The sequence below is a fragment of the Enterobacter cloacae complex sp. 309I3 genome, assembly GCF_050031595.1.
Lineage (GTDB): Bacteria > Pseudomonadota > Gammaproteobacteria > Enterobacterales > Enterobacteriaceae > Enterobacter > Enterobacter cloacae.
The window spans coordinates 19101-35201 of sequence record NZ_JBLGWI010000003.1 but is presented as its reverse complement, the minus strand read 5'-3'; the positions used below and the strand labels follow the sequence as shown (position 1 = coordinate 35201).

At 46.2% G+C, this 16101-nt stretch carries 19 protein-coding genes and 1 pseudogene; 2 read left to right on the top strand and 18 right to left on the bottom strand.

Annotation, left to right across the window (positions count from 1 at the left end):
- Positions 1–133: 133 nt before the first annotated feature.
- Positions 134–355, bottom strand: coding sequence for a DUF4158 domain-containing protein (locus tag ACQG22_RS24775; RefSeq protein WP_426711628.1), 222 nt, complete (start codon positions 353–355; stop codon positions 134–136).
- Between the two features lie 143 nt (positions 356–498).
- Between ACQG22_RS24775 and ACQG22_RS24770 the strand changes: the two are divergent.
- Positions 499–1011, top strand: a pseudogene (locus tag ACQG22_RS24770) (Tn3 family transposase); the annotation flags it as partial.
- A gap of 251 nt (positions 1012–1262) precedes the next feature.
- On the opposite strand, the gene dqlB reads toward ACQG22_RS24770, so the two are convergent.
- The 5 genes from dqlB to ACQG22_RS24745 all read right to left on the bottom strand — a co-directional run bounded on the left by dqlB (position 1263) and on the right by ACQG22_RS24745 (position 4092).
- Positions 1263–1358 carry a DinQ-like type I toxin DqlB gene (gene dqlB / locus ACQG22_RS24765; RefSeq protein WP_000609145.1) on the bottom strand — a complete coding sequence of 32 codons (96 nt, stop codon included), beginning with the start codon at positions 1356–1358 and terminating at the stop codon, positions 1263–1265.
- An 804-nt stretch (positions 1359–2162) separates the two neighbouring features.
- A complete protein-coding gene (locus ACQG22_RS24760) occupies positions 2163–2441 on the bottom strand; it encodes a hypothetical protein (protein ID WP_001093608.1) in 279 nt (92 codons plus the stop codon).
- 289 nt (positions 2442–2730) lie between these two features.
- The gene (locus ACQG22_RS24755; protein WP_000510385.1) at positions 2731–2985 is read right to left on the bottom strand and encodes a hypothetical protein; all 255 of its coding nucleotides are present in this window, start codon (positions 2983–2985) and stop codon (positions 2731–2733) included.
- Positions 2986–3094: 109 nt separating this feature from the next.
- Complete coding sequence (locus tag ACQG22_RS24750; protein WP_000196235.1) at positions 3095–3916, bottom strand: SprT-like domain-containing protein; 822 nt, start codon at positions 3914–3916, stop codon at positions 3095–3097.
- Complete coding sequence (locus ACQG22_RS24745; protein WP_023408316.1) at positions 3913–4092, bottom strand: hypothetical protein; 180 nt, start codon at positions 4090–4092, stop codon at positions 3913–3915. The genes ACQG22_RS24750 and ACQG22_RS24745 overlap by 4 nt, the downstream gene beginning before the upstream one ends.
- A gap of 272 nt (positions 4093–4364) precedes the next feature.
- Here ACQG22_RS24745 and ACQG22_RS24740 point away from each other — a divergent pair, with 272 nt between their 5' ends.
- Positions 4365–5015, top strand: a complete 651-nt coding sequence (locus tag ACQG22_RS24740; RefSeq protein WP_000351937.1) for a YkgJ family cysteine cluster protein — start codon at positions 4365–4367, stop codon at positions 5013–5015.
- 37 nt (positions 5016–5052) lie between these two features.
- On the opposite strand, the gene ACQG22_RS24735 is transcribed toward ACQG22_RS24740, so the two are convergent.
- From ACQG22_RS24735 to ACQG22_RS24680, 12 genes are all read right to left on the bottom strand, one after another.
- Positions 5053–5508, bottom strand: coding sequence for an H-NS family nucleoid-associated regulatory protein (locus ACQG22_RS24735; RefSeq protein WP_001293458.1), 456 nt, complete (start codon positions 5506–5508; stop codon positions 5053–5055).
- An 11-nt stretch (positions 5509–5519) separates the two neighbouring features.
- Entirely contained in the window at positions 5520–7847 is a 2328-nt protein-coding gene (gene topB, locus ACQG22_RS24730) for a type IA DNA topoisomerase (protein WP_087525827.1), read from the bottom strand.
- 3 nt (positions 7848–7850) lie between these two features.
- A complete protein-coding gene (locus ACQG22_RS24725; RefSeq protein ID WP_000517490.1) occupies positions 7851–9113 on the bottom strand; it encodes an AAA family ATPase in 1263 nt (420 codons plus the stop codon).
- A gap of 82 nt (positions 9114–9195) precedes the next feature.
- Positions 9196–9690: a thermonuclease family protein gene (locus tag ACQG22_RS24720; protein WP_001215543.1), complete on the bottom strand. Its 495-nt coding sequence runs from the start codon at positions 9688–9690 to the stop codon at positions 9196–9198.
- Entirely contained in the window at positions 9687–10013 is a 327-nt protein-coding gene (locus ACQG22_RS24715; protein WP_004208538.1) for a hypothetical protein, read from the bottom strand. The genes ACQG22_RS24720 and ACQG22_RS24715 overlap by 4 nt, the downstream gene beginning before the upstream one ends.
- 85 nt (positions 10014–10098) lie before the next feature.
- Complete coding sequence (locus tag ACQG22_RS24710) at positions 10099–10413, bottom strand: TrbM/KikA/MpfK family conjugal transfer protein (protein WP_000754496.1); 315 nt, start codon at positions 10411–10413, stop codon at positions 10099–10101.
- 87 nt (positions 10414–10500) lie between these two features.
- The gene (locus ACQG22_RS24705; RefSeq protein WP_000738524.1) at positions 10501–10893 is read right to left on the bottom strand and encodes a cag pathogenicity island Cag12 family protein; all 393 of its coding nucleotides are present in this window, start codon (positions 10891–10893) and stop codon (positions 10501–10503) included.
- Positions 10890–12725 carry a type IV secretory system conjugative DNA transfer family protein gene (locus ACQG22_RS24700; RefSeq protein WP_000053822.1) on the bottom strand — a complete coding sequence of 612 codons (1836 nt, stop codon included), beginning with the start codon at positions 12723–12725 and terminating at the stop codon, positions 10890–10892. The genes ACQG22_RS24705 and ACQG22_RS24700 overlap by 4 nt, the downstream gene beginning before the upstream one ends.
- A 2-nt stretch (positions 12726–12727) precedes the next feature.
- Entirely contained in the window at positions 12728–13762 is a 1035-nt protein-coding gene (virB11, locus tag ACQG22_RS24695) for a P-type DNA transfer ATPase VirB11 (RefSeq protein WP_000650512.1), read from the bottom strand.
- Positions 13759–13956: a DNA-binding protein gene (locus ACQG22_RS24690; protein ID WP_000629109.1), complete on the bottom strand. Its 198-nt coding sequence runs from the start codon at positions 13954–13956 to the stop codon at positions 13759–13761. The genes virB11 and ACQG22_RS24690 overlap by 4 nt, the downstream gene beginning before the upstream one ends.
- A 1-nt stretch (position 13957) precedes the next feature.
- Positions 13958–15172, bottom strand: a complete 1215-nt coding sequence (gene virB10 / locus ACQG22_RS24685) for a VirB10/TraB/TrbI family type IV secretion system protein (RefSeq protein ID WP_001295060.1) — start codon at positions 15170–15172, stop codon at positions 13958–13960.
- A complete protein-coding gene (locus ACQG22_RS24680; RefSeq protein ID WP_000783386.1) occupies positions 15169–16098 on the bottom strand; it encodes a TrbG/VirB9 family P-type conjugative transfer protein in 930 nt (309 codons plus the stop codon). Before ACQG22_RS24680 ends, virB10 begins: the two co-directional genes overlap by 4 nt.
- Positions 16099–16101 lie beyond the last annotated feature (3 nt).

Below are 16101 nucleotides of genomic sequence, written 5' to 3'. Positions count from 1 at the left end.
CTATACGGCATTTTCAGAGGTTTGACCTTAATCGGATAACCTAAATGCGATACTGCAAGAGCGACAACTTAAAAGCGATAGCCACTGACGCAAAATCAACCCCTTACGAACCAAGATTGGTTAAATAATGCGCTTAACGTACAAAAATTTCCGATCTCCAAACTGACCCCAAATAGCCCAGCAGTACCACCAGCATGTAACGCTGGCCCCGATGACGGAGGCTTTTAGCGATCGCCAGTTCCTTATCGTTCAGCGAGAAAAAGAAGCGTTGGTCGGCGGAGGTGAAAGCGGGGGGTCCATATAACTCATCTTGTTCTGCCTCGGACAAGATTTGGACACGTTCTTCGAATGCCATGGATTTAGCCCAAAAAGACTAAATCTTACTCAAACAGAGCCCAAATAGGGATCTCGAAAAAAGTAATACCCCTCTGGAGGCCACAGACGGCGGGGCCTCCAGAGCACTTTGTCGTTTTTGGACGGAAAATCCCTAGAACCCCTCAGTGGGACGAAATGATCCGGACCGCTGGCTCCCTGAAGCTGGGCAAAGTACAGGTTTCAGTGCTGGTCCGTTCATTGCTGAAAAGTGAACGTCCTTCCGGACTGACTCAGGCAATCATTGAAGTGGGGCGCATCAACAAAACGCTGTATCTGCTTAATTATATTGATGATGAAGATTACCGCCGGCGCATTCTGACCCAGCTTAATCGGGGAGAAAGTCGCCATGCCGTTGCCAGAGCCATCTGTCACGGTCAAAAAGGTGAGATAAGAAAACGATATACCGACGGTCAGGAAGATCAACTGGGCACACTGGGGCTGGTCACTAACGCCGTCGTGTTATGGAACACTATTTATATGCAGGCAGCCCTGGATCATCTCCGGGCGCAGGGTGAAACACTGAATGATGAAGATATCGCACGCCTCTCCCCGCTTTGCCACGGACATATCAATATGCTCGGCCATTATTCCTTCACGCTGGCAGAACTGGTGACCAAAGGACATCTGAGACCATTAAAAGAGGCGTCAGAGGCAGAAAACGTTGCTTAACGTGAGTTTTCGTTCCACTGAGCGTCAGACCCCTGTTACCGATGCAAGAACAGGGGAGTTTCATGAAATGCCTGTTTAGGAGTGATTAAAGGTAACTTGTGCGCAGAAGGTCAGGTGTGTGGTGGTTAGTACAGACTAGTGAATGTTGTAACTAAACTATATTTTTATTAAAGGCCGGAGGTGGTGTTCCTCCGGCCTTAATTACGTTTCCGTGTTCATTAGTCGATGAACTGGCGGATCAGTTCCAGAATGGCAATCAGCGCGTTTGCAAGCGCCGCTACCGCCCTCAGAACGATGATTAACAGGTTAATCATCCGTTTTCTCCATAAATGGAGTAAAGACACCGTGGCTTGCTCTTACACTGCCTGTCACCACGGCTTCTCTTCGTCTTGTCAGTTGTAGAGAGTCTCACTCCTGCCAGAGCACAGATAACCAGCACCACCTGTATTACCTGTCAGGACTTTGAACCTGTTCATGCCGCATTTAGCGGAATGCAGGGAGAGACTCACCACAGAGCTAACCCTCTGATTATACGTTTATCTAACGTTCAGGCAAACCGTTAACGCACAGTCACTGCCCGTCATATTGCATAATCAGGCTTCACGGATTATCATACTATTGTCAGTTGTAGAGAGTTTCCCTTCCGGGCTGAGTTACCAGCTCGCACCGGAACCGTAAAAAAGCCGACCTCACCAGTCGGTTTTTTTACGTCTGCGGTTTCCCGCTTCGTTTAAATCTATTTTAAATGAATAAATTGTTCTGCGGCAAACCCAACAACATAAGGACGTTAGGGTTGATGGTTGCCGAAATCGCGGTGCGTTACGTGAATTCTGAGGTTTTGCGAGGGGGATTGGGCGCGAGAATTTACGAGAGAGCGCCGGAACAATGCCGGGATCACAAACCATCACCCGTGAAAGAAATCTTCCGGCATTGCCCGGTCAGGTAGTATGACATTCATTGTCAACGGCCATCAATTTATAAGCTGCTTTGCACTTCATAAAAGATCACCACCAGGGCTGCTAAAACAGTACCGATAGCCAGCACGTTAAAAAGTACGTCCTTCATCTTTACGAACGACATACTGATTTGCGTCCTTTCCCTTTTGTCAGCCTTCTCTATCATCCAGCGTTGGTATGAATCACTGTTACTTTTTCTGTCCATGTTCCCCCCAATTCATCAATGAGCACCAGGCGGCCACCAGGCTTCTTGCCAACAAAGTAACGGCCTCGCGGCAGACGTTCGCCAGTCTTCAGCCGTTCGATCCAGTCCTGAAATGCAGGGCGCGGTTTATAGCTGTAGCGGCCAAAATCAGCTAAAGACTGCGTGACCATGACTGTTTGGCAGCCATGCTTTCTCATATCACGAAACGTATTTTCCAGTGCAGCCAGTGTATTCATTTGCACGTTCTCTCTGCTTTTCCCATGAAGATATTAACGACACTCAAAACTAACACCGTTGGCATGATCACGGCAGCATAGCCGACAGCAACGGCCTGATATATGGTCAATGAGTAGTCGGGCTGTTTATACAATACGACTGAAAAAATGCTCCCCAAACAAGCAAGCAGAGTTAAAAACAAGTAATCGACAAATCTGTTTTTATAGATAACCCATGCAACGATGCAGGGATATGACACCAGGCACAGGATAATCGCATTTGTGGTATGCACGTTTCGCTCCTTGTTATTTAAGGGTTGTCAGCCAGATCAAACAGATTGTTCAGGCTGGAACGGAATTGTTTTACCGATGATACCAGCTCCTGACTCCGCGCTTTTTCCTGCGCCAGTTCACGCCGTAGCTGCGCCATCTCGTCTCTGTTACGCTGAAGCTCAAGGATAGCCGTCATAAAGGTTTTGCTGGCTGATGCCTGTCCGGTCGCTTCCTGCGCCTTTTTAATGGCCTGATCTTCGTCGTCATTCGTTCTGATTGTGTAATGCCCCATGATACCCCTCTTTTGCTGTCATTTTTGCGCTGCCGGCGCGAACCCGGGAAGAAACTTTGCTGGCAAAAAACACTGGCCAACAGATGTGACCGGGAAAATTTGCTGGCAATTAATTTTCGATGAAAGCCAGCTCGCAATCGCCGCATTCAATATTCAGTCCGGCTTTGCCCCACACGGCAGCGCCACACCCGCGACACTGATATTTAACTTTATTTCGTTTTGGCTTGTCCTCAAATGCTGCAACTGACAAATCATTGTCATTGCTCCCGGCCATATCATCTGAATGGCTCCCGTTCTGCGGTGACACTGACGGCAGCAGAGCCATAGAAAGCACCGCTTCTATATCAATCCCGGCCTCAGCATTTTGATGCGCCAGAGCAAGCGTTTCGCGCCATTGCTCTATTACGGCGGTCATATCTTTTTGTTGTTCGACCTGGACAGGGAAGCGATCAAACCAGCTCAAAGCAAATTGCCCCTGGAACAGTTCCAGTGTGACGCGCTGGAAGCGGCCACCAGGGATCGGATAGTCATTAATCTTCTGGCCGACTTTCGCACCACCAGGTCTCCCGGTGGAGGAGGGCATAAGTCCGATACTTTCCATTTTTGCCGCCCACTGCGCATTGTGGTACGTCTTACGCGACGGGTTGCCGTAGTGGTACTGCCACATATGGCACTGCTCATGAACCAGCGTTTGCATGACTTCAATAAGCGGGTACACCGGGAAGTATTCAGGATTGAGGGCGATTTCATCAATCATCCTGCCGCTGCCGTCAGCAGCAACAAAGCGCCTGTAACTGAAATAGCCCATTGTGTTCTTGCCGCGCTGGAACGTAATCAGACAGTCAGGGAGTTCGCCGTCAAAAAGGCGCTGGTTATAGAAATCAAACGCCTGTTGTAGCTCGCTGTAAGCGCGTTCCGTGGCTCTTGTCATGCTGAAGTTCGCTTAGCGGCGTTCCGATATTCCTGTAACTCTGCAACAATAGCAGGGAACACATCAGCGCAACGCTGTGCCAGCTTAACCGCCTTTGAACAAACGCCCATACCATGTGCTCTTTTGAGCGCCTCCAACAAATCTACCAGTTCCTCGTCAGTGATTTTTTCAGTCATCTATTAAGCTTCTCCATTATCTGTATCGTACGATACAGATAATATAAACCACACCTTTGATAGCGGCAATCTTTTTTGCTGGCAATTTCACGCCCAGGGCGGGCATCGAGCGGGTAATATTGCTGGCAAAAATCAACGGCCAAACCGGCTGCAGGAAACTGGTTTGCTGGCAAGCGTGATTTACTGCTGGGCTTGACACCTTGCCATTGTATGACGCTTGTTTTAGTGTCAAATGAACAACCAGCGCGAGAAGAATATAGGAAGCAAAAGCAATGGATATCAAACCTAACTCAGTGATCCACCTGGAGCCAGGCGAAACATTACCCGGCTATACCAATCTGAAACCCGTACCTGATAAGTATTTCGATGAGTTAAAGGCACTCATAAATAAACTCAATACTCAATCCGGTAATATTTACCTCAAGTTAAAACAGATGTACGCCTTTTTGGATCGTTTTAACAAAGAATTTGTGAGCACGTTTACCTCCTGTCAAAAGGGGTGCTCTTCGTGCTGTAAAATGGATGTTCATTTAACCGCGCTTGAGGCAACACATATTGCACAAGCAAGTAAACTTACTGCCAGAGACAACCCGCTTACGACCGGGCATGAGTCAAAATGTCCGTTTTTGTCTGAGAAGGGAACATGCTCAATCTACAATTACCGCCCGCTGTTATGCAGGACATATCATGTACTCACTCCGCCGGAGATGTGTAATGACCTGGATGCACAAGTCATGCAGTATGGTTCTCAAAGCGCGAACATGGGAAATCACATCTACAAAACAATAGCAGAGTGGATCTATTTTCAGACGTATCACTGCACTGGTAAGTTAGAAACCAAAGATATCAGAGACTACTTCCCTTATCCCCGCGAAGATATCCAAAGATTTCTTCACCATAACCCCCCGCGCCCTTTTTGCTAAAAAAAAGCCTCTGACGCAGTGTCAGAGGCTTGTTAGATTACTGTTCGTCACCAGCAGTGCTGGAAGCATCTTTTTTGATGAGAAACTCATCAAGAGAACGGCCAGCTTTTAACGCTTCGTCGATTGGTTTTGGTGTCCGGCCACGACCAGACCAGTATTTCGTTTCGCCGTTTTCATCAAACTGATATTTAGGCGGCGCTTTTGGCAACGTCTTTTTGCGTGTTTTTTGCGCATCTTCGGACAGGCCAAGCAGTTCTTCCGGTGAAAAACCTTCTCCGGCAATCAACTGGAGCAGTTCCTGGCGCTTTCTTTCGCGCTCTGCGCGTTCTGCTGCCTCACGCTCTGCTTCTTCACGACGTTCTTCGATCACGGCGTTAAGCTTTTCCTGCATTTCCAGCAGTTGTTCAAAGCTGGTTTCTCGCGCAAAAACACGAACAGAGCGAATATTCAGGAGTAGCTTTTTTGTTGCGTCAAACGTTTCATTTTCACTCATCGAGTTAATCCTTATTTTTTACTGAACTGAAACCCAAGTTTACCCGTAGTTTTATCCTGCAAAACAATTGCAGCGTCAAACTTTTTCCCGGTTTTATTACTGGTAAAGCCTTTAATCTCTCCGGTTTTACCTTTTTTGATTAATGTCTCAACCTGATTTTGTGTCAGTTTTTTTCCTGACACTTCAGACCAGATTTTAAACTCGCACCCGGAACAGAAAAAGCCTTTAGGCCGGATAATAATTTCTTTACTGCATGAAGGGCAGGGGGCTTCGAGCCGGGACATGGAACCTTCTGATCTGGATTTTGCTTCCATATCCGGTTTGCCGTCTTTGTCCGGGAATGTTGTCTTGCATTCAGGGTAGCAGGAGCATCCCCAGAAAAAGCCATTTTGCCCCTTACGCTTACGCAGGAAACCGTTGTTACAAACCGGGCAGGGCGTGGCATTTGAAGAAATCGAAATTCCGTTCCTGTCCAGCTCGTCGATTAACCCCTGGACGTACTCATCATTTTCCTTAATAAACTCCTCAACTGTCAGCTCTCCGGCTTTGATCTGAGACTGCTTTTCAGCCCACAGAGCGGAGATATCCGGTTTAGTGATTTCAGGAGGCAGTGCAGCGCAAAACTCCTGGCCTTGTTTTGTGGTTTTCCATACCAGCTCCGAATACCCCTTTTCTTTTTCGATGGAGATAAGCCCGGTATTTGCCGCCAGTTTCTCAAGAATACCCGCGCGGGTGGCTTCCGTTCCGATACTGCCACGATCACTGCTGCCCTCGTCTTTCGCTTCCAGCGCCTTTCTGAGAGCCGGATCATCAATGAATTTTGCCGCACTCGTCATGGCGGCCAGTAACGTTGACTCTGTGAAATAGCGAGGTGGTGTAGTCTTTTTCTTGTCCACGTCTGCCGATTCACACAGGCCGCTGTCATTAAATTTCAGCAATGAAAGGTCAAAACCGTCCGTTCCGGCATCTTCGGTTTCGTCCTCGTCATCACTATCCTTACCCAGCGCTTCCCAGCCCTTTTGTACCAGAACGCTCTGTGTGGCCGTAAAGGTATCCCCCTTAATATCAAAGTGGATTTTCGTCTTGTTGCGGATCGCATCCGGGTAGAACAGCCCGATAAAGTAGACGGACACCAGGTTATAAACGTTCCGCTCTTTTTCATTAAGCTGAATACCGGCTCCGCTTTTTGTCGTCGGGATGATGGCGTGGTGCGCCTCAATCTTACTGGCATTAAAGGCTTTGTGTTTCTGGCCTTTATCCATATCTACGATCGCAGACGCCAGTTCGGGTACGGTGGCCGCTATAGCAGTGGCAATATCTCCGGCCTGGTAATAATGCTCATCTGAAAGATAGCGATTGTCAGAACGTGGATAGGTCAGAAGCTTGTGAGTTTCATACAGCCCCTGCATCACATCGAGCGTATCTTTTGCAGAATAACCAAATCGCTTTGCGCAGAGCTGCTGAAGCGTGGAAAGGTTAAGCGGAAGCGGAGGCTTGCTATTTTCCGGCTTTGTCGTCGCGATAGTAACAATAGCATCCTTACCCGTAACACGTCCGGCAATATGCGCGGCCTGAGCTTCGGAGATCAGGCGTTTTTTCTCGTCTATCTGATCGTCGTCTGTTGTCTGATATTTCGCCTTAATCTGATGCCCGTTCATCGACAGACTGGCGAATACATCGTAATAAAAGCTTTCTGTGTGATTCTGGTTCGCCAGCGTGCGCATGTTCACCAGACCAAGAACGGCACTTTGTACCCGGCCAACGTTCAGAACGCCGTCATAGCCCTTCTCACGGCCTTTTAATGTACATCCCCGCGTCATGTTATAGCCAAAACCCTGATCGCACAGGGAACGCGCCAGGGCGCTTAACGTCATACCGCGAAATTTATCGTTAGGTTGTAAATTCGACAGTGATTTTTGCACTGGCGCAAGGTTGAGGTCGGCAACAGGCAGTCGCTGGACGGGTTTCTTGTTTCCGGCATAACCCAGAATCTCATCAACCAGCAAACATCCTTCATCATCGGGGTCGCCTGAATGAACGATGCTGTCGGCTTTATCGATAAGAGACAAAATAATGCGGGTCTGTGCTTCTGATTCAGGCTTGATTTTATATTTTGGCGGATAAACCGCTTTAATGGGTAAATCACTATAACGCCAGTTGGAATATTTGTCGTCATAATCCTGTGGGTCGTAAAGCTCCAGCATATGACCATAACACCAGGTAACGACATCAGAACCGTGTTCAAAATAGCCGTTTTTCTTTTCTGTATTGGGATTTCCGCCCAGTCCTTCAAAAATAGCCTTTGCTAAAGACGGTTTTTCTGCAATAAAAAGTCTCATTAATCAATCCTCAAGGTAACTTGAATAGTCAGGCTGCGCACCATTCTTTTTAAAGATTTCTTCCCTTTCCTCTATGTCTTCTTCTGCCTCCTGCACACTAAGGTCAAGGGTTCCTTTCAAAAAGGCACGCGCATTCTTGATTACATCTACTGTTAATTCGTTTTTTGTTCCGCGAATCATGCCAATAGCAATATTTATTATCTCCTTTATTTCAGCAGGAGTCGTTCTGTCCAGCACCGCGCCAAGTTCTTTAAGGTCAATATTTATATCGTCTGGTAAGTACATTTTGGCACAAGCGGCAGCGGCTTTAGTCCGAAAAGCACCTACAGATATGATTCTGTCAATTCTGCCAGGGCGTTTTCTGATGCGCGGATCAATCCGGTTAGGATAGTTCGTTGAAAAAATAACATATGTCCCGGCAAGATTTCGCGGTGTATCAGCCCCATCAAGAAAACTTAACGTTCCGGCATCAGCCCGATAAAGTTCATCAACCTCTTCAGCTATTATGATAACGGGTATTTTCTTTTGAGCTGCGGCATAGCAAACATCTTTAAAGTAATCATCAGCATAAACAAATACATATTTATCCTGATATTTTGCCCCCAAAGCTTTTGCGATAGTCGTTTTCCCTGTGCCCGGAGGACCAGTAAAAAGCACTTTTCGCATTCCTGACTGACCATAACGGGTGTAGAAATCAATATCCGAAAAGAACTGATTAAAGTCATTCTCCAGCTCATTAAACTTTGGATGAACAGAAAAACGTAAAGCGTTTTCTATTTCTTCCTTCCTTGCCTTACCGTGATAATAAACGCCGTCGTAACACCCGATTTTCCAGATACCTTTACGGGGTAAAGAGCGGTTTAATTTAGCGCGTCCAGCTTCGCAAAGATTATGAAGCATCGACATACTTTTGGTTGTGCCAACTGCGTACTCCATTCTGACTTTAGAGTTAAGAATGAAGCGAATAATATGAACCACTTCATTTTGACCAAGATGAATCCGGTATGCTCCCGAACCATCTTTAAACATAAGCTTTTTAATCCTCCCGGCTTTAGCCATAACAGGGCTACTTCCCGTATGAACGACGGTTGAAGCAACGGGTTCGATATCAAGATTCGAATAAATTTTACGATTCTTTCTGTTTATAAAAATCTCTGCCACTTTAGGATAGTAATCACAATCCTTTACGACAGTACCAAAATTATCTTCACCGTAATATTCTTTATGGAGCCGTAAAGCCTGCTCTACCAGAGTTAATTTACCCATATGCGCACCATGTATATTAAAAACCGTGACGTTGCCTGAAGATTTTCTTCAGGCAGAGGAGGGGTTGGACAAGCGAAGCGCGTCAGTTTTGTTTATGACGCCACTCCCACGGAGGAACGGGATTACTGTCAGCCCACAGGCCGCGCTTCTGTGTCTGAGCTTCCCGTTGCAGAGCCGGTAATGAGTTATCGGTGTTGTACCTGTCATAAACCCATGCAGCCCCTTTTAGCACTTGCTGGCGGTTAGCCTCAGTGCCGTTCGCTGTCACCACTCGTCCCAGGACTCGCCCGTAGCGATCTGTTTGCGTATAAGAGACGGTAACTGATTGCCCTGCCAGCAGGGCTTTAAGTTGATTGGTTGACCAGCGACCAAAGGGTTGTTTTTTTTCCGGTGCATCGATATTTATCAATCGGACTCGAATCGGAACTTCATACACAACAATTTTCGCGGGTAGTGTTTTAACTTCGATGGTATCTCCATCGAGAACGCGAATAACTTTCCCCTGAATCTGAGCAGCACACAATGTAGCTGGCAACAGGGCAACAGCAAAGGAAAGAACATTAAAAAAATGTCTCATTGCTTTCTTCCCTCCCATATTGCTGAGAGTCTTTTAAAAATGGATAAAACGACGACTAAAGCCACTGCGATAACAGCCAACGAAGGAAGTACATAGCTGTATAACTCAACCATGAAATTAATAAACTCAATGAGCGATTGCGGCTTTAAGGAAGCATCCCACAAAACGATAACAAAACGATAAAGCCCATAGACAATTGCCGGAAACCAGACCATAAACAACAAAATTTCAGTAAAAACAGAAGCGACCGATTTGACACTATCGATAATTTCAATTCCGGCAATTCTCACACTTCTTGCATCAGGTACGTTAATAATTTTCATCCTCCCACCCCTGTAAAAAATGTTCGCAAGTTCCAGTCTCAAACCTGAAACTTGCGTATTCACATCAGAATTAAATCAAACAGAATTAAAAGTTTTTCAATCGGCCAAAGCTTGAAATAATTTTACTTACTGTACCTGCATCAGCCGCAGGACATTCATTTAGTTTTTTCTTTCTGGCATCTGCCGTGTGATCGGGTAAAAAACCATGTTTATTCTTTTTCCTGATTGACATAAAACTTTTATACATCGGGTCACATTCTGCCGGACTACTTCCGTCAAGTTTTCCGGCAAGGCATAACACCATTGCACATGGATCGTTCGGGTCGGCCTTTTCCTCAGCATGAGCAGTTCCGGCAGCGAACGCACAAAGCAGCACTGCCGTGGTTACGGTCTTTTTCATATACACCTCATGGATAACGGGCAACTAACGCCCTGCGGTTGTTCAACCCCGGCTCAATAAAATTACAAGAATTTTATTAATCCGGCGTTATCGTGATAAATAAACACTGGTAGTCCGGCAAGAAAAACAGTTCATTTTATAACGATACTGTATGACACCGTTTGCACCGTTCGCCCTCAACCAGTTTTTAGCTGTGAAAAAGTCTGTTCCGTTACTGGTTTCAACAATCACTGAATCAGAATGTGCAACAGAATAAAAAACAGCATCATCGTAAAGGCGGTTTTCAGGCCTGAAATTATGGATAACCTTAACCCACGATGAATTAACCTTGTCTGATTTAATAACTGAGTATGTCGGTTGCCAGTCCATTAATTGTGTATTCACCGTTTCAGGATTCTGTTCCCAGTCAACCTGTGGTGGTTCAGGCGGAGAGGAACAGGCAGAGAGAAAAAGGACACTGACCATTAACATTTTTTTCATAGTAAAACCTCTGACTCCAGCTCACCGACGGAGAGCATTTTTTCTTTAGAAGGATATTTAAGCCCTTTAACACCCAATACTTTTTTAGTCTTATTCAGAGAGGCGGTTAACTCGGTAAGTTTGGGGCTTACCATCATCAGCCTGTCCATAAAATACGGGTCGAGGAAGTAGAGGGCTTTCTCAGCTTTAACCGGGTTTTCACCTTTAAGAATGATAAATTCTTCTTTAAAATCCAGCGTTCCCAGCTCCTGCGGGAGCACAAGGGCGCGCTGCGCCTCACTTTCTGAACTGCTTTTCGACGTTGAGCGTCCGCTTGTCTTGCTTGAACCTGTCGATTTGGTGGTGATATAGCCCAGCTTTTCCGAAATCTTTTTAGCGTCATCTTCTTCACTGACAGCGTAGATAATCCGGCAGGGATGCGCACTCATCAGCGTTTTGGCACCTTCAACACCATAGATTTCATTAAGCTGACTGATATTCTGGTAAATCGTCAGAAGTTTGAGTTTAAACCCGGCAATATAACCCGAACCTTTTTTAATGATTGGCATGTAACCAATAGACGGAAACTCATCCAGGAACATCAGACAGTCATGTTTCAGTGTCGGGTCAAAGTCAGGGTTTTCTCGTAACGTGACTTCCACAACGAAGTTAAAGAACAGGTTGAGGAAGTCATAGGCCAGGGACATATCTTCAGCATTAACGCCAACATAAACAGTGATATCTTCCCGGCGCAACTGGCGAAGGTCGAAATCATTGCCGTCTGTACATTTGCGAACAGTCGGAAGATAAAACAGACTCATTTTCTTACGAAACGAACCATCAATACTCGAACGTTGTTCGTCTTCGGTTTCGTGATACTCCCTGATTTTGGTCAGGGCATCGCGCAGATGATACAGCGCGTTTTCATCAAGTCCTTTTGTTCCCTCCAGGTCTTCTCGCTTACTGAGTATCAGCTCCCGGTCGATGTTGCTGTACAAATCGACTACAGAACCAATTGAGAAAACAGGTTTAAGCCCGAACTCACCAAGCCAGGAGGGGTCGTAGTTAATAAAGAAATGAAGCAATTTTGCCAGCCCCGTCCAGTACTGCCCCGCGAGGTTATTAAAGTGTGCTTCCGCTCCGGTCAGACCGTAAGACGGGAACAGGATCTCAATCAGCTTCAGCAGGTCTTTAGCCCCGCTCTCTTCTTTTAAATCAATATAGAAAAGCGGGTTAAACTGATGCGTTTTACTGTTGAAAGGGTCAAGAAGATAGACCTTATTACCCAGCAGTTTTTCACGTACCTTACTGGTGATTTTCCACAGTTCCTGTTTTGGATCTAATGCAATCAGGGAATGTTTCCTGACCAGCAGGTTTGGAATACCTATTGCAGCCCCTTTACCTGCGCGGGTTCCTGCGCCAAGTGATACAAAATCTGGTGCGGTATACCACAGGTATTTACCTTTATATGCACCTACAAGAATATCAGTATCGTTTTCTTTCTCCCATTTCAGAAGTTTCGATTTTCTTAAATCATTATCACTGGCAAACTTCGCGTCACCATAAAGAGCAACATCCGTTTTATTCAGTTGCCAGATAATAAAAACAGGCACAATGAGAGACGAAACCATACCTGATAAAAGAGAGGGGATTGCGGTTAACCTGATATCTGTCCGTATATTACTCTCTGTTATTATCCGCCACAGCAGCATGGAATCAAAATTCTTCCATATATAAAGCGGCGTTTTTCCGTTCAGGAAGTAAACAGCAACTGAGCCAGTATAATACGTCACAAGACACATAACCAGACCGATAAAAGCCCACTGGCCTTTATCGGGTAGTTTCAGAGACATAATCACTCCTTCAGCTTTTCAAAGTATTCCTGAAAATGAATATCACGATAGTAAATACCCGATGCAAATCGGTTATCTTCCTCATCGATGTACTTAATACTCATAATCACATCGACGTTGCTTAACACCCTCCGCAATATAATGTTATAAGGCAAATTCTGACATTCAGGGTTCATATAGCACCGTTGAACCAGTCCAAGCACAGCATCTTCAGGGGTGCTCTCATGGACGGTTGTAAGGTTCCCTGCATGGCCGGAACTTGAGCCTTTGAGAAAATCCCAGGCTTCCGCGCCGCGAACCTCAGTCATGAGGATTCTGTCCGGGTTCATACGAAAACCAGAACGTAAAAGAGAAGCGGAACTGACAGTGCTACTTTCCCCTTCTGACGGGTAATACAATTTCACATGATTTTTGTGGAACCTGAACTTTGCTTCATCTGTATCTTCAATTGAAATACATCGTAAATGATGGGGTATGTACTGAAGACAGGCATTTGCAAAGGTGGTTTTACCCGCCCCCGTTCCGGCACAAAATACCATCGTTTTACCCTTAACCAGGCATTCAGGGACAAATTGTTCAAAACAATTATCTTTAAACATTGAAGATAATTCATCTTCTTTATCCCTGAATTTCCCCCCTTGATTTAGCCTTGAGTAAAACCCTTGTTTAACAAAGGTATCATGGTCGATAAACACACTGGACGGCTTACGGATTGTAATAGACACCGTTTCCCGTTCCGTTGCCGGGGGAATAACTATTTGTACACGCTCCCCTCCGGGGAGCGTAACAGAACGTAAGGGATATTCTGGCGTAACCGACCCACCATCATGATAATCAGAAATTGCCCCTGCAAATGACATACAATCTTTAAAATCCATTTTTAATTCATGCTGCTGCCATTTCCCACTCACTTTAACAAACAGTTCATCAGGCCGATTTACCGCGATTTCAGTTAAACCATCGACTTCATTAAGCCAGTGGTGGAAGTATTCATCTATTATTTCATAAACAATATGTCTGTTCTCTGCATCCTTCATAATTCACCTTTTCCTTTAAGATCTTCAATAAAACGCATGACTTCTTCGTAATTAAATCGATGCGTTTTGATTTGTTTCAGTGGTTTGGGGAAAGGAACGCCATTTATTGGTATGCCCTTACGAATATGATGGTATATTTCGCTTTCCCTTATTCCTAACAGCATTGAAAACTCTTTGATATCCAGCGTTATCAAATTACCTCCGGGTACCCACCATTTTTAATTTGTAGATGCTGGAGAAATCCAAATCCTGACCAACGATCAGAGTAATGATTTCCCCCTGGTTTTTATAAAGCGTTGGAGGGATATTTACGCTGTTTGCAAACGCTTCGCGTGCTATATCAGCAAAAGCCTGGCGACTGTTAGCTGTATAGTCGGTCTGATTGTCTTTATTACTTTTAGCCGCTCCACTTGCGGCCTGTGCCACATCGGGGATCATGCCAACCATCATCGCGCCCATAAAGCGATCTGCAAAATGTGTGTCAATCCAGCCTGAAGCCCCGGCCTCACCCAGCGCTCCCGCCGCCTGTGTATCAATCAGCGGAATATCAATGAAAGGTTCCTTACGTGTTCTAAGCTTCGTAGCAGCGATAAACACGGCTCCCTGACCATGATTGAACGTGCCCGTTTTATACATCAGATATGCGGCTGTTCCCTTTTCAATTAGCTTTACATTCCTGTTTGCACTGTATACGTCCTCATTAATCGTACAGACCAGCTTGCCAGCCAGATCAGAAATAAATCGTCTGTCCAGCGAGCACTTAATCGCGGTATTTTCAGGAATGAAAAGGTTAGGGTCATAAGGAACGCGCGTAATTTTAGAAAGCTGCGCGGGTTGCCCTGCATTAACAGGCTGAACCTCTGCCTGTTTGTCACTGCCGTCCCCCTCGTTCCTGGTATTGCTGGCCGTTGATGAGCTACCACCGGAATTTGAGGAAGCAGAGCTGCTCCCCCCATAGGCCACATCCAGCGCACGACTGAAGTTTTGTTGTACTTTTTCCGGTGGCGTTTCCGCTTTGCCGCTGCTTTCCTTCCGTTCTTCCGTCTTAGCCGGTTCTTCCCTGGTGTTGAATGGATCAACATCATCGCTGAGTCCTGTCGCGCGTTTTACTGAACCAGTAGATACCGCATTACTGGCAGGCTTATCATCACCGCTGGACATTGCACGAATAATCGACGGGATATAGTAGACAGACACCCCGGCGGCCAGCAGAAGGAAAGCGGCCACAATAATCACCAGCCCCTTACGCGATTTTTTAAGCTTCTCGATACCCAGGCGTTTTACTGATTTACCGTCATCTTCATCTCCCTTATCCGTTTTATCGTTTTGCTCAATTTCTTTCTGATGCCGTTCCCGTAGTGCCTGTTCAATTTCTACAGCGGTCGGGATTTTATTTTCCTGTTCGCTCACTGGATCACCTCTTTCTCAACGTTCGGGGAAACGGTATCTCCTGCCGGAAGACGGACTTTGCCAAAGCCCCGGTTTTCAACCCCAACAACCTGATTTCCCATACGCAAAACAAAGCGCTGGTCTACAGGAACACCAACAACGGTGAAACTACCGCTGTTTTTGACTACCGGGTTAGTCAGCGTTTCCTGTTCGCCGCTCATAACAAAGACGCTGGGGATTTTCTTCAGGGGGCTGAAGCCAAACCAGGTATAGCGGCCATCGTCATACGCATAATCCGGGCTGATTGACTGGCTGCCGTCAGCTACCCGCTTCCAGTAATCCCAGTTCTTGGGCGACTTCGCATTTTCAAGAGAACGGTTGATTGCCTGCTCCTCCTGCCGCTTGTTAAGAGCCTCAATCCGTTTCTTCTCGATTTCGGCTTGCTCCTTCCGGCGTTCCTGCGGGTACTGGTAATTAACAACAAACGCGATCTTATCCGGCTGCCGGAACGTTCGGGCGTTCAGCTCCATGCTGTAATTACGTTTTGTTGTGCGAACAAACAGGTTTGTTCGCCAGCGTTCCAGGTCGTTTTCAGGATCAAGGGCTACACTGACCACCTCTGAAGACTGGTTGCCATTGTCATCGGTACTGTTCTTCTGTACGGTCTGTTTGACGGGCTTCACTTCGAGATACACCAGGTTATCTTCTTTGTTCACTTCCCAGCCCTGGGGAAAGCCGGTTCTGGCACTGATGACCGTTTCATCCTCGTCAAATACCAGTGTGGTTGTATAGCCAACCGCACTGTTTATGACTGTCGTGTTTTGCGGGTTATAACTGACAATCTGATTACGGGGATCAAAACGGCTGGCTGCTGGCGTAACGGCTGCATGGCAGACGTGCGACACCAACAGAAGCGCCACAATTAGCGCTCCTTTATTCATTTTCATAGT